The following is a 13,919-nucleotide window of genomic DNA, read 5'->3' as shown; positions in this document are numbered from 1 at the left end:
CAATAGTATAGATAAAAAATATAAGATAAATATTTTTATGGCAGTTCTAGATTAATTCTACTGGTTCAACTTTTATAGTCTTAAGGTCAATAATAGCACCCATACTATCATCAGCCCCAGCTTCACGAATAGTTAGTTTTTTAGTTGAAGCACCATCTGAGTTATCTAGGTCAATGCTAATATTTTGCCAGTCTGATGAGAAGTCTTCTTGTGTATAAACTACTTCATCGCCTAAGAGAACTTCAAAGCCTCCTGAGGCATCCCCCGTACGGGAGTAATACTCAAAGCTTAGATTCATTTTTTTAAACCCTTCAGTATTTAGATCATGAGATAGCTCAACAATTTCATTTGAATGGCCATCTAACTCAATAGCGGCTTCTCTACCATCAGAGTTCTCAAAACCATTCCATACTTCGAGTTTACCACCATCTGTATACCAATCACCTGTGAAGGGGTGGTCAGAGTCGATAAATGCTAAGAAACCATCTGGAGCAGGGTTATCTCCCCATTGGAAGCCATATCCATCAGGGATTAATGAATTTTGAGTAAGAGCATTATAAAAATCTATGCCATAACCTTGGCAAGTTGATGGAACCATAGCTTGTGTGATATTTTCTCCAGTAATTATACATCGCCACTCTATAATACTACCATTAATGGTAGATCTAAGTAATATGTAGGCATCTCCAGAGACAGTTTGTGCTCCTGAGCTACCAATATTGCGAGAGATATCTGCATTTTCATCAACACTCATATGAGGATCATTTATATTGATAGTAGAGACACTAGTTTGATTAGCTATTGCATTGGAAACATCTTGTTTAATAGCTCCCATAAAGCTCAGTTGGTTGGATATTTTTGATCTAATCGTGTAGTTTGAGTAGACCGGAATGGATACTGAAGCAATCAAAGCTATTATTGCGATTACAAACAAAATCTCTAATAATGAAATTCCTAGTTGAGATCGTAGATGTAACACTGTCTTTATTTAGATCCTGTAGTTAAAATAAATACTTTAACTATACATTGTAATATAAAAGAGAGTTTTTTTTAATATAATCTTAGATTCATTTGAAATACTAGTTATTACACTGGCTATCAAAAATTGGATATAGTAAAATTTTTCTAGGACTTAAATATAGAGTAAAAAATGACTTCTTTAGATAAGGTTAATAGCTATTTTGAAAGTAGTATACAAGCTAAAATAGAAACAGCAAATGTTTTACCTCCAGCTATTTCTCAAGCTGCAAAAGCTATGGTTTCTTGCTTAGAGAATGGCGGTAAGATCTTAGTATGTGGCAATGGTGGATCAGGTGCAATAGCTCAACATTTTTCATCAAAGCTATTAAATCACTTTGAAATGGAAAGACCACCTTTACCAGCAATTTCTTTGACATCTGATACTGCAACTATTACAGCAGTAGGCAATCATTATGGTTTTGCCGAGATTTTTTCTAAGCAAGTTGCGGCATTGGGTAATGAAGATGATATATTATTAGTTATATCTACTAGTGGTGACTCTGAGAATATACTTAAAGCTGTTGAAGAAGCTCATGATCTTGAAATGAAAGTTATAGCCCTAACAGGCGGAAATGGCGGAAGGCTACAAAATATGTATAACCCTGAGGATATAGAATTGAGAGTTCCTTCAGATAACGTTGCTAGTATACAAGAAAATCATTTTCTTATAATCCATTGCTTATGTGATATTATAGATCAAAAATTATTCGCAGGCCTAGAAGATTAATAAAATGAATTCAAAAAGACTAACTAAAATTATTATCTTGGCTACAATTAGTTTTTTCTTAGCAGGATGTGTAGAACCATATACTGCACCAGTTCCTCAGGGTAAAAAAATATTAAATAAAAAGCTTCTACTAATAAAGCCTGATATGACTAAGAGTGAGGTTGTATATATATTAGGCTCACCTGATATGATAGATACTTTCAACCCTAATCAATATATCTATATTAATACTTACAAAAAAGATATGCAGTCTAGTAATTTTAGTGAATCAAAACTAATATTGACATTTAATAACCAAGATAAATTAGTTGGAATTGCTGGGAACTATGCACCACCAACTAAAGAACCAGTATTCTAGAGACCAAAATAAAATTCAGTATCTGTTTGTCTTACAGTAACACGATAATCTATAGAAATGTCACAGTCACTACAAAGTAATTTTAGATCACCTAGTAATATGTTTCCTAGTTTCTTGCGTAGCTCAGTGCTCCTACCAGGAAGAATGTCTACTTCAAGTTGAATAAAGCCATCAAAATTACTAGAGCTATCACCAACGATATAATTTTTGCATGGATATATTAGGGTTCTACATGTATGAATATCTGTTTTGATTATTTCAACAAGAGTAGTATGTAAGCTTTTGCTAAATTTATCTAATTTGTCTGATATCTGAATATTGTCAGTATAATAAATTTTGATTGTAGGCATTGTATTATTACATTTCTGTGTAACGCTAAAAGATATAATAATACAAGAACTAGGAAATATTTATAGAAAAGTAATAAAAAATAATTAAGCAGCAGAAAGAGCTTTGATTTTAGCGCTTAAACGAGACTTATGTCTAGCTGCTTTATTTTTATGGATTAAACCTTTAGTAGCATACTTATCTAGTAAAGGAACTACTTTTGTGAAGTTTTCTTTTGCAGCTTCAACATCGCCTTTTTCTATAGCGTTAGTTGTTTTTTTCAAGAAAGTTCTCATCATAGAACGACGAGCAACATTATGTTGACGATTTCTTTCAGCTTGAATAATTCTTTTTTTTGCTTGTTTTGAGTTAGCCAATTTTATTCTCCAGTTTTAATTTTTTTAACTTTTATAACTTTAGTTTCTCTGGGGGATAAATCGAGAAACACAAATATATAAATATAATAGCTAAAGTATTTTGCATACATTACGCTTTTTTGTCAATAAAAAATATAAGATAATTAATCAATATTAGTTATTAAATATCACTATTACTACATTTTAACATCATTTTGTAGCATAATAGTTAGCTAGATTTATAAATTCAGTAAATAACCGTAACCGATAAAGTATACACATATATGAAAAATATTAGAAATTTCTCAATAATAGCACATATTGACCATGGTAAATCGACTCTCTCAGATAGATTCATCCAAGTTTGTAATGGTTTAACAGAGCGTGAAATGAAAGAACAGGTTCTTGATTCTATGGATATAGAAAGAGAGAGAGGTATTACGATCAAGGCTCAATCTGTAACTTTAGATTACACAGGTAGAGATGGGCAAACATATCAACTTAACTTTATTGATACTCCAGGGCATGTTGATTTCTCATACGAAGTTTCACGCTCATTAGCTGCTTGTGAAGGAGCTCTGCTTGTTGTAGATGCTGCTCAAGGTGTTGAAGCGCAAACTGTTGCTAATTGCTATACAGCTATCGAGCAAGATTTAGAAGTGATTCCAATATTAAATAAGATAGATCTTCCATCTGCTGAACCTGATAGGGTAGCAGAAGAGATTGAGGAGATCATTGGTATTGACGCAACTGGTGCGACTACTTGTAGTGCAAAAACTGGTATAGGTGTAGAGGATGTACTAGAAACAATCGTTGCTAAAGTTCCAGCACCACAGGGTAATGTTAATGATAAGCTGCAAGCTTTGATTATTGATTCATGGTTTGATAATTACTTAGGAGTCGTCTCATTAGTTAGAATTAAAAATGGTACTTTGAAGAAAGGTGAGAAATTCAAGGTTATGTCAACGGGAGTTTCTTATCAGGTGGATAGAGTCGGTGTATTTACACCGAAGATGAAAGATCTTGATCATTTAAAGGCAGGAGAGGTTGGTTTTATTATTGCTGGTATAAAAGATATTCATGGTGCTCCTGTTGGTGATACTCTTACACATACCCATAATCCTACAGATAAGCCAGTACCAGGGTTTAAGAAGGTACAACCACAGGTTTATGCAGGGATGTTTACCATAAGTTCGGATGACTATCCAGATTTTAGAGAAGCTCTAGATAAACTGAGTCTAAATGATGCTTCATTATTTTTTGAGCCAGAGGTATCTCAAGCCCTTGGATTTGGTTTTAGGTGTGGTTTCTTAGGCATGCTACATATGGAGATTATCCAGGAAAGATTAGAAAGAGAATATAATCTTGATTTAATCACTTCAGCACCAACTGTTGTCTACAAGGCAGTTAAGAAAGATGGTGAAATGGTTGAAGTCGATAATCCAGCTAAACTACCAGAGCCCGGCGCAATCGCAGAGATACATGAGCCAATTGTACGAGCTAATATTCTTGTGCCAAAAGATTATGTCGGTAGTGTAATAACTATCTGTGTTGAGAAAAGGGGTGTACAGGTTGATTTAAATTACGTTGGTAATCAGGTTTCAATAACTTATGATTTACCGATGATAGAGGTTGTTTCAGATTTCTTTGATACTTTAAAATCTGTGACTAAAGGATATGGCTCATTAGATTATGAACTTGTTCGTTATGAAGCAGCAAATATGGTGCGTCTAGACGTGCTTATAAATGGTGATAAGGTTGATGCTCTAGCAAGTATTGTGCATAAGGATCAAGCTAAGTACAAAGGGCGAGAGCTAGTTGAAAGGTTAAAAGAGCTTATCCCAAGACAGATGTTTGAAGTAGCTATCCAGGCTGCTGTAGGTGGTACTATAGTTGCTAGAAGTACAGTTAAAGCTTTACGTAAAAATGTCTTAGCAAAATGTTATGGTGGTGATGTTTCACGTAAGAAAAAACTTCTAGAGAAGCAGAAAGAGGGTAAAAAGAGAATGAAAAATATTGGTTCAGTTGAAATTCCTCAGGAAGCTTTCTTGTCTGTATTAAAGAAATAATCTTAATTTAATCCCATTTATTTCTAAACTAAATTTTTTATTTCACAGTCTTTTGAACAATGCTACTTTTTAAGAATATAAATTTTATTAGCATATTTTGTAATGATTACCATGTTTAATATATAATTTGTATCAATAAGTATTTATAAGAGTATTTTATGTCTAAAAAAATAATAGTAGGTATCTCGGGTGGAGTTGACTCCTCAGTTTCAGCTTTGCTACTTAAGCAGCAGGGCTATGATGTAACTGGTGTTTTTATGAAAAACTGGGAAGAGGATGATACAGAAGAGTTTTGTTCGGCTGAGCAAGATATTGCTGATGCTCAAGCAGTTTGTGATTCTATAGGCATTCCTTTTAAGAAGATCAACTTTGCCGCAGAGTACTGGGATAATGTCTTTGAACATTTCCTAGTGGAATATAAAGCAGGTAGAACACCAAATCCGGATATTCTATGTAATAAAGAAATCAAGTTTAAAGCTTTTCTAAGCTATGTTCATCTTCTCGGTGGTGATTATATAGCTACTGGTCATTATGCTCGTACACGCGTCTTAGAAGATGGTTCTGTACAGCTTGTTAAAGGGTTGGATGATAATAAAGATCAAACATATTTCTTATACACTCTTGGTCAAGAGCAATTAAAACAAACAATATTCCCAATAGGGGATATTGAAAAAGAAAAAGTTCGTCAAATAGCAAAAGAGAATAACCTTGTTACATTTGATAAAAAAGATAGTACAGGTATATGTTTTATTGGTGAACGTAAATTTAAGGAGTTTTTATCTAAATATCTACCAGCTCAAAAAGGCGAGATTCATGATGAAAATGGCATTAAAATTCGTCAGCATGATGGACTTATGTATTACACAATCGGACAAAGGCAAGGTTTAGGTATTGGGGGTGTTAAAAATCGTCCAGAAGTGCCATGGTTTGCTGCAAAAAAAGATTTAGAGAATAATGTTCTTATCGCAGTACAAGGTCATGATCATCCGATGCTCTTTAGAGATTCTTTAGAGGCAATTGATTTAAGCTGGGTAGCAGGACACCCTCCTGCAAATAAGTTTAAATGTAAGGCTAAAGTTCGCTATAGGCAGAAAGATCAGTCTTGTGAAGTATCTGTAATGTTAGATGGTTCAGTTAAGGTAATATTTGACCAATCTCAAAGAGCTATCACTCCAGGTCAATCAGTAGTTTTTTATAATGAAGATGTGTGTCTTGGAGGAGGTATTATAGTTTAAGAAGATTAGAAATATAAATAATATTTGGTTATACTTATTTAATATTACTCACTATCAAGTTTGTCCATTATAGAAGAGTTCTTTTGCTTTACTGATCCAAACTTGTCACTACTATCATCTGTGCTGGTTACTACTGAACTACCACTACTTACTTTGCTTGTGGAAGGAGTATTACTAGCGTTGTTACTTTCATTGTCTAGTTTTTCAGTAGTAAAGTTACTAGTTGTTGTTGAGCTAGAAGAAACAGCTGTAGTACTTCCTGAATTTACATTTGTAGTAGTAGAGCTACCGCTATTTTGAAGATCATTGTCCGTTACTATATCACTGTCTTGAGAAGCTATTTGGCTAGCAATACTCTCTTCAGGGTTGCTACTAGTATTTGCTTTTTTATCTTGATCTACAACTTCATTAAGATAATCAGCAATTTCTTTTTTAACTTGCTTTTGGTTACTTAATACATCTTTTTGCATATAGTGAGCTTCATGAACTGTATCTATAGTCATATGAGTGTATAAATATTCAGGATCGATGACAAATGGTCTAAGCTCTGTACCATAACGCTTCTCTAGACCTGGGAAGTCAACGGTATAAGCAACTTTTATGCGTTTTTTACCATCATTATCTGATGTAACCATTGCTACAAGATTAGCCTGTACTTTGTATTTTTGTCTAACTAGGTGATATTGTTGCTTTCTATCAATAACAATTTGTCTGATAGGAGTAGCGTAAACATCTTTAATCTTAATAGGTTTATTAACTGTAGTAATCCCAGCTTTTTGTAGTTCATGGATAGCGTAACTACCATAGTTGTCTTTAGCAAGTTTTAGATCTATCTCAATCATTTTAACCAATACTTTTTTTCTAAACTCTCTTGCTTGTTGTAAAGATAGGGCAAAACATGTTCCTGTATCATCTTTTTGGAAGCATCCATTTCGTTTATCTATCAGGACAAACATTTTACGAGTTTTATCATAATATAACTGATAGTCAGGGGTGTTTTTACCGTGACCTACATATACAAATTTGTCCCCAGTTAGCATTCCACAAGAAGCTATTAACAGAACAAATAATAGTAATGATGTTTTTTTAAAAATATTGCGCATATTAAAATCCGTTTTTACACTTATACAAGAAATATTTTGCCTAGAGTTACTATGAAAAGTAAAGCTTTGTTCACCAAAATTTTTAAAAAAACTATACTTGAGAGTTTTCTTTCATAAGTTTTTTATATTTTTTTTCAATCATCTTTCTTTTAAGAGAGCCAAGGTGATCAAAAAAAGTAATTCCGTTAAGGTGGTCTATCTCATGCTGGATACATCGAGCTAGGAAACCATCTTTCTGAATTATAACTTCTTCACCAAACTCATTTAAGGCGGATATTTTGACATTTGTTGCTCTTTTTACTTTTGCAGAGACTCCCGGAAATGATAAACAACCCTCTTCATCAATTACCTCACCATCTTGCTCTATTATTTTAGGGTTTATAATAGCTATAATCTCAGGAGAAGAGTCATCTAGATTATCAAACATTATAAAAAATCTCTTTTTGATGCCTACCTGTATAGCTGCTAATCCAGCACCATTAGCCTCAAGCATCATATCTCGCATTTCATTTAGTGTCTCACGGAGTTGATCATTTATCTCTTCACTCTTTACTTCTTCAGCAACCTCTTTTAAGACAGGGTGAGGATATTTTAAGATCTCTAAAGGCATTTGTTATGCTCCATATATTTAATTTATATTTATCGTTGAAGCTAAAGATAGCTTATCTCTTTACTTATTATAAAAACCGTCATGCTGAATTTTTCAACATATCATTGTAAGTATATATTGTATAAATATTGAATCAAGTTCAGGATGATTGGTAATTTTTTGTTAGTTACACGCGGCTAGAAATAATGGTAAGGTTTTTACTAAAGCTCTTCACTAATACTTTTTTTCAGTTTTGCCATAGTTAAAGCTGCCTGGACGCAATACTTACCTTTGTGGCCTTTTTTACCACCAACTCTTTCTAGGGCTTGCTCTTTATTATGCGTAGTTAATATACCAAAGATTACTGGTAAATTATATGCAAGCATAACTTCTTGAGTACCATAGCTCACTTGATCGCATACGTAATCATAGTGATCTGTAGCTCCACGGATTACACAACCTAGCAAAACTATAGCATCAAACTTTCCTGTTTCAGCTAAAAGTTTAGCCGCATACGGAAGTTCAACAGCTCCAGGAACTTTGTTGATATATATTTGACTATCTTTTAGCCCCTGAGAGTAAGCCTCTTCCAAAGCTCCTTCTAACATTTTATCAGTGATTAAAGAGTTAAATTCACTTACAACAATTGCTAATTTTTTCATATCTATTCCTTACAGTCCTTTAATAGAGTGTTTCATCTTATCTTTTTTAGTCATTAAGTAACCTTTGTTGTGAGAGTTCACAAAAGCTTCACAAGCTACAGGTTCTGCATATATTCCAACAGTTTCCAAGGCATTTATTTTCTTTGGATTGTTCGAGATGAGTCTGCAACTATCAATTTTATTATACTTTAAAACCTGTATTGCTAAATCATATTTTCTAGCATCAATAGGTAAACCTAAAGCAACATTTGCTTCAATAGTATCCATGTTTTCGTGCATTTGTAGGTTATATGCTTTTAGTTTATTTGTTAAGCCAATACCTCTACCTTCTTGATCCAGGTATATTAAGAACCCTCCTTCTTCACTAATCATTTGCATAGCTTTTTTTAATTGTGCTTGGCAGTCACAACGCAGTGACCCAAAAAGATCTCCTGTTATACATGAAGAGTGCATTCTTACGAGAGGCTTGTCGCCCTTATAAGGTTTTGATAATACTACAACTTCTTCATTGTTGAATTTATCTTTGTATACGCTCATTTCAAGCTCACCAATCTGATCAAAAGGGATTATAGAACTAGCAGCCTTTTCAATAAAAGTTTCAGTGGCTAAGCGATATTGATATAGTTCAGCAATAGTTAAAAGAGGCAGGTCATGCATTTTTGCAAACTCTTCAAGTTGTTGAGCCTTCATCATAGAGCCATCTTTGTTCATAAGCTCACACAAAACACCGGCACTATTAAAACCACTAAGCTTCATAAGATCTACAGCTGCTTCAGTATGGCCATTGCGCCCTAAAACACCTTTATCATTTGCAATAAGCGGGAAAACATGTCCAGGACGAGCTAATTCATTAGCTTTAGCGTTAGGGTTTGAGGCTACTTGAATAGTATGCGCTCTATCTTTTGCAGATACACCTGTTGTTACACCTTCTTTAGCTTCTATTGTTATTGTGAAAGGTGTTGAGAATGTGCTGTTGTTTTTATCAGCAGCAACCATTGGTGATAAGTTTAATTGGTTTGCCTGCTTTGAATCCATAGATAAACATACAATACCACTTGTATGCTCTAACATAAAAGCAATATTTTCTTCATTTGCTTTCTGGCCAGGTAATATCATATCTCCTTCATTTTCACGATCATAGTCATCAAGCACTATAACCGGAGTACCTTGCTTAAGAGCTTTAATAGCTTTTTCAATATTGTCTTTTATTTGTTTAAACATTTTCTTTAAATCCTTTTATATACTTATAAATATATTTTCCTGTGGCATCTGCTTCAAGGTTTACAATAGAGCCTTGTATATAATCTTTTGCAATAGTTGCATCAATAGTATGAGGGATAAGTGTAATAGTGAAAGATTTATCTAAAACTTCAACAACAGTTATACTCATACCATCAATAGTTACAAATCCTTTATTTACTAAATACTTAAGGAAGTTCATTGAAGCGGATACTTCAATTATCCAAGCCCCACCAACATCTGTAATGCTCTTAATTATCCCTTTTTCATCGACATGGCCTTGAACCATATGTCCACCAACAACATCACCATAGCAAATAGCAAGTTCTGTATTTACTAAATCACCAAGCACTAGCTGGTCTAAATTTGTTTTTTCTAGAGTTTCAGGGACAGCATCAAAACTAGCTATATCATTATCTTTTAGTTGCGTAACGGTTAAGCAAACCCCATTTATTGCTACGCTATCACCTATTTTACATTTTTGACTATTGCTAAAGGCTATTTCAAAAGTCTTAACATTTTTATCGGTAGAAATTTTTTTTATTTCACCTAATTGTTGTACTATACCGCTAAACATTTTTATTTTCCTTAAAACTAGAATTTATAAGCAAATCACTACCTAATTTAGTTACCTTGTTAAAAGATAATTGTTCTTTAGGATTGTGGTTAGCTATTATTACCGGACTTAGGTAAGTATCAAATTCATTTACAAGCTTATTATTGATGAAGTTCTCAAGGGTCTTTTTACCACCTTCTACAAGAAGGCTTGTTAGGCCCATATTTCCCATTTTTTCTAGAAGGCTCTCTAAGCAAACTTGTTTATCCTTTGACGATAATGCCCAATATTCAATTCCTAAGTGATTAAGTTGAGCTTTTGCCTGTTCTGAGATATCACTGCAAACAAAAATAGTTTTAGCGATGCTTTGGTCTAAGATCTTCCAGTTGTTATCAATCTCATCAATTTTACTGAATAGGACAAATCTAGTAGGGTTCTTAATCTTATTGATATTGATGCGGACATTTAAACTTGGATTATCTTCAACAAGAGTTTGTTTACCAATTAATATGGCATCACAGATATTACGTAATTGATGGGTGTTTATGAAGGCTTTATCGGAGCTTATTTCTTTCGAATCACCATTATTAACAGCTATTTTACCATCTAAAGACATCGCCCATTTAGCATATACAAAAGGGGTTTTATGTTTTTGATAGTGAAAGAATATTTTGTTTAGCTGTTGGGCTTCTTTTTTTAAGAGTCCTACTTTAACTTCTATTCCAGCACTTTTAAGCCTTTTGATACCGTTCCCCGCTACTTTAGGGTTTGGATCAAGTGTCGCTACTATAACCTTTTTAATACCAGCTTTAATTAGAGCTTCTGTGCATGGGGCAGTTCTACCTTGATGACAACATGGTTCAAGGGTTACATATACCGTAGAGTTTTTAGCTTGGCTTCCTGCTTTAATTAATGCATATATTTCAGCATGAGGTTTACCTGCTATTGAATGCCAACCTTCAGAAATAATAGCGCCATTTTTGACTATAATGCAACCGACCATTGGGTTTGGTGAAGCTGTGAGTTTGCCTCTCTTAGCCAAGATTAAAGCCTGTTGCATATAATATCTATCAATATTTTTCATTTGCCCGTCTAATATTTGGTTACATTTAGGGCAGGACAGCAAAACATGACGTGAAGCAAAAAGTCAATAAATACCACTGACATAAAGCCTTACAAAAAAGGGTTCACAAGTTTTACTAATCTTCTTCCATCCAGACTATACTGTCGGCTTTGGATTCTCACCAAATCTGCTTGACCTTTCTAAAATATTTATAGAAAGCGCTCGCGGGCTTCTGTATACAATTTACCGCCGGTAGGGAATTTCACCCTGCCCCGAAGATTCTATACTATAGTATATCACTATAGATCTTGAATATGAATTATACTCCTGTTTTTTACTGAATTAAAAGAAATCTTAATTATTTTGATATTGTTCATTAAGTACATATTAATCATATGTTTATTTTTTATGATATTTTCTTTAAAAATATCATAAAATAATATGTGTAAGTGTTTATGTCCATTTTAAGGAGGAGGTTTAATGGAAAAAGCAATATTAATTATAGATCCAAATGTTTCTATAGAATATGCAATTTCTGAGTTTAGCCGTTGGGGCTATAAGGTACTAGGGTTAGCTACGTCAAATTATGATAGTAGCATAAATTATTCTATATTTGATTCTTTTAAATTTAGTGCAAATGATCTTGAACGAGATAGGGAAAATTTTGAATACTTTATAAAGAACTATGATATAAAGTATGCCTTTTGTAATGAGGAATTCTCGGTAATTTATGCGGATCAATTATTATCCAAATACCTTCCTGATTTTGCTAATAGCCATAGTAGCTCGGAGAAACGCTATAGCAAATATGCTATGCAAGAGAATATTAAATACTTTGGCTTGCCATCAGTGCCTATGTTAAAGCTAGGGAGCTACTTAACTAAAGAAGAGAAAGTAGAGTCTACATATAAGTTTCTGGATATGTATAGAGATATAGTTTTAAAACCTGATAGTAATTCTGGAGGATCTGTCGGTGTAAAAAATATTTATGATAAAGCTCAAATTAATCAATATTTTAATGATAATAGTAAACCAATGTTTGCAAATGTTGATAGTTATTTGCTACAGGGACTTATTTCAGGCCAAGAGTATTATATAGATACAGTTTCATTTAAAGGAAGTCACATTATAACATCTATTGGTAAGTATAATAAAAGTGTAGAGGATGGTAATTTCTTGTGTCACTACGTTGATATTAAAAGTGCTGTAGACCCTGAAGTCAAACCTATTGTTGACTATGTGAAAAAACTACTGGATATTTTTGAGATCAAAAATGGTCCCGCGCACTGGGAAGTAAAGTATGATGGTTCGTCTAATCAGCTATTTTTAATAGAGCTTAATATGCGTATCTCGGGGCTTAGAGGATTGCTAAACTTAGCAGCTTCAAAAAGGCAAGGCCTTGATCAGGTTTTAGGTATTCACAAGCTTATTGAAGGAGGTGTTACATCTTTAGGTTCTCAGGAGTATAAAAATATACGGCTATATATTCTTAAGAACTTCAAAGGTAAATATAGTAGTATTGATAAAGATATCCTTTTAAAGGCTCTAAAGTCACAGAGCAGAGAATTCTTCTTATTTAATGACTCATCTGACTCAGCTACACAGAATGTGCTGGATTTAGTAGGAGTGTGTTTACTAGAGTCTAGTAATCAAGACCATATTGATGAAGATACTAGAATTATCTCAAAGTTAGAAAGACAAGGAGCATTTTTACAATGATATTGGGGTATATACAAGCATTTTTATATGTGTTATTTATGTCGGTGTCATTAATATGGCTTGATGATCTGGGTAGTAGCTATAATAATGTTGCCTTTATGCTTTTAGTAACAACATTTATTACTGCATTAGCTTTTAATGTTGCTAACTTTAAAGGTCTTAAACGATCATATTTAGCTATTTGTCATGATTTTACAACGTGGTTGAAGATGTCTATATGTATATCTTTAATGTGGATAGGGACATATTATGGGACTATTTTTGGGTCTCCTATTCTTGCTATAGTATTATCTATATTGGGTGAGGCTTTATTTGCTTCTATCTATGATAAGAAGATTCTAAATAGTATATTGTCTATAATAATGTTATTTCTTGCTATTTTCGCTTTTTATCAAGAAAATATGATTCCTATTATAGTTTCTATTTTTACTGGAATTATAATTTTTATATACTCTAATATTTCAGAAAAATTTGCTAGGAATAATAAGCTGTCATCTCTTGATATATTATCAACAAGGTTCTGGCTACTTTTGATAGGGTGTATAGTGTACTTTTTAATATTTAAAGCCAAGGTTCCTGTAGCAGCATATTCAATACATACGTGCTTAGCTTTATTAATAAGCTTAGTATCAGTAGCTTTTCTAAATATGATCATACCAATATTTTTATCACAAAGTAGTGTTTTACGTATTGGAGCTATTAATAATGCTTATATAATGACTTTGACTCCGGTAGTTGTTTTTATACTGCAATGGATATTTTTAGGAACGCTATCGATTTATATCTTTTTGATATGCCTAATAACTACTCTTTGGTTAAATAAAGGTAATTATAAGAACTATATCAGATTTATGAGTGCTGCTTTATCCTCACTTAAGTAAATCTTTATAACAGTT

The 13,919-nt window shown here is 33.1% G+C and carries 15 protein-coding genes and 1 riboswitch; of the genes, 6 read left to right on the top strand and 9 right to left on the bottom strand.

Features of this window, described 5'->3' with window-relative positions; genetic code table 11:
- Nucleotides 1-46: 46 nt before the first annotated feature.
- A complete protein-coding gene (locus F3D62_RS12925; RefSeq protein WP_224732646.1) occupies nucleotides 47-979 on the bottom strand; it encodes a type IV pili fiber building block protein in 933 nt (310 codons plus the stop codon).
- A 171-nt stretch (nucleotides 980-1,150) separates the two neighbouring features.
- Here F3D62_RS12925 and F3D62_RS05395 point away from each other — a divergent pair, with 171 nt between their 5' ends.
- Together F3D62_RS05395 and F3D62_RS05390 are read left to right on the top strand one after the other, a co-directional pair.
- The gene (locus F3D62_RS05395; RefSeq protein ID WP_150467225.1) at nucleotides 1,151-1,747 is read left to right on the top strand and encodes a phosphoheptose isomerase; all 597 of its coding nucleotides are present in this window, start codon (nucleotides 1,151-1,153) and stop codon (nucleotides 1,745-1,747) included.
- 4 nt (nucleotides 1,748-1,751) lie between these two features.
- Nucleotides 1,752-2,105, top strand: coding sequence for an outer membrane protein assembly factor BamE (locus tag F3D62_RS05390; protein ID WP_150467224.1), 354 nt, complete (start codon nucleotides 1,752-1,754; stop codon nucleotides 2,103-2,105).
- On the opposite strand, the gene F3D62_RS05385 is transcribed toward F3D62_RS05390, so the two are convergent.
- A complete protein-coding gene (locus F3D62_RS05385) occupies nucleotides 2,102-2,455 on the bottom strand; it encodes a hypothetical protein (protein WP_150467223.1) in 354 nt (117 codons plus the stop codon). The two genes, F3D62_RS05390 and F3D62_RS05385, sit on opposite strands and share 4 nt — an antisense overlap.
- Nucleotides 2,456-2,539: 84 nt before the next feature.
- Entirely contained in the window at nucleotides 2,540-2,809 is a 270-nt protein-coding gene (gene rpsT, locus F3D62_RS05380; protein ID WP_072711129.1) for a 30S ribosomal protein S20, read from the bottom strand.
- 263 nt (nucleotides 2,810-3,072) lie between these two features.
- Between rpsT and lepA the strand changes: the two genes are divergently transcribed.
- Nucleotides 3,073-4,857 carry a translation elongation factor 4 gene (lepA, locus tag F3D62_RS05375; protein WP_150467222.1) on the top strand — a complete coding sequence of 595 codons (1,785 nt, stop codon included), beginning with the start codon at nucleotides 3,073-3,075 and terminating at the stop codon, nucleotides 4,855-4,857.
- 158 nt (nucleotides 4,858-5,015) lie between these two features.
- Nucleotides 5,016-6,092: a tRNA 2-thiouridine(34) synthase MnmA gene (gene mnmA / locus F3D62_RS05370; RefSeq protein WP_150467221.1), complete on the top strand. Its 1,077-nt coding sequence runs from the start codon at nucleotides 5,016-5,018 to the stop codon at nucleotides 6,090-6,092.
- A 44-nt stretch (nucleotides 6,093-6,136) separates the two neighbouring features.
- Here the strand turns inward: mnmA and F3D62_RS05365 are convergent, their stop codons facing one another.
- The 6 genes from F3D62_RS05365 to ribD all read right to left on the bottom strand — a co-directional run bounded on the left by F3D62_RS05365 (nucleotide 6,137) and on the right by ribD (nucleotide 11,325).
- On the bottom strand, nucleotides 6,137-7,195 hold the full coding sequence (locus F3D62_RS05365; protein WP_411961313.1) for a hypothetical protein: 1,059 nt from the start codon (nucleotides 7,193-7,195) through the stop codon (nucleotides 6,137-6,139).
- 91 nt (nucleotides 7,196-7,286) lie between these two features.
- Entirely contained in the window at nucleotides 7,287-7,805 is a 519-nt protein-coding gene (gene def / locus F3D62_RS05360; protein WP_150467220.1) for a peptide deformylase, read from the bottom strand.
- 200 nt (nucleotides 7,806-8,005) lie between these two features.
- On the bottom strand, nucleotides 8,006-8,446 hold the full coding sequence (gene ribH, locus F3D62_RS05355) for a 6,7-dimethyl-8-ribityllumazine synthase (protein WP_150467219.1): 441 nt from the start codon (nucleotides 8,444-8,446) through the stop codon (nucleotides 8,006-8,008).
- A 9-nt stretch (nucleotides 8,447-8,455) separates the two neighbouring features.
- Complete coding sequence (ribB, locus tag F3D62_RS05350; RefSeq protein ID WP_150467218.1) at nucleotides 8,456-9,667, bottom strand: 3,4-dihydroxy-2-butanone-4-phosphate synthase; 1,212 nt, start codon at nucleotides 9,665-9,667, stop codon at nucleotides 8,456-8,458.
- Nucleotides 9,660-10,262, bottom strand: a complete 603-nt coding sequence (locus tag F3D62_RS05345; protein WP_150467217.1) for a riboflavin synthase — start codon at nucleotides 10,260-10,262, stop codon at nucleotides 9,660-9,662. Before F3D62_RS05345 ends, ribB begins: the two co-directional genes overlap by 8 nt.
- A complete protein-coding gene (gene ribD / locus F3D62_RS05340; protein WP_150467216.1) occupies nucleotides 10,255-11,325 on the bottom strand; it encodes a bifunctional diaminohydroxyphosphoribosylaminopyrimidine deaminase/5-amino-6-(5-phosphoribosylamino)uracil reductase RibD in 1,071 nt (356 codons plus the stop codon). The genes F3D62_RS05345 and ribD overlap by 8 nt, the downstream gene beginning before the upstream one ends.
- A gap of 114 nt (nucleotides 11,326-11,439) precedes the next feature.
- Nucleotides 11,440-11,588, bottom strand: a riboswitch (FMN riboswitch).
- Nucleotides 11,589-11,784: 196 nt separating this feature from the next.
- On the opposite strand from ribD, the gene F3D62_RS05335 reads away from it, so the two are divergent.
- Together F3D62_RS05335 and F3D62_RS05330 are read left to right on the top strand one after the other, a co-directional pair.
- The gene (locus F3D62_RS05335; protein ID WP_150467215.1) at nucleotides 11,785-13,023 is read left to right on the top strand and encodes an ATP-grasp domain-containing protein; all 1,239 of its coding nucleotides are present in this window, start codon (nucleotides 11,785-11,787) and stop codon (nucleotides 13,021-13,023) included.
- Nucleotides 13,020-13,904 (top strand): hypothetical protein, encoded by an 885-nt coding sequence (locus F3D62_RS05330; RefSeq protein ID WP_150467214.1) that lies wholly within the window; start codon nucleotides 13,020-13,022, stop codon nucleotides 13,902-13,904. The genes F3D62_RS05335 and F3D62_RS05330 overlap by 4 nt, the downstream gene beginning before the upstream one ends.
- Nucleotides 13,905-13,919 lie beyond the last annotated feature (15 nt).

This window comes from Francisella sp. SYW-9 (genome assembly GCF_008711465.1).
In the GTDB taxonomy this organism is placed as follows: Bacteria; Pseudomonadota; Gammaproteobacteria; order Francisellales; family Francisellaceae; genus Francisella.
The sequence above is the reverse complement of the archived record's forward strand: the minus strand, read 5'-3'. Positions and strand labels throughout refer to the sequence as shown.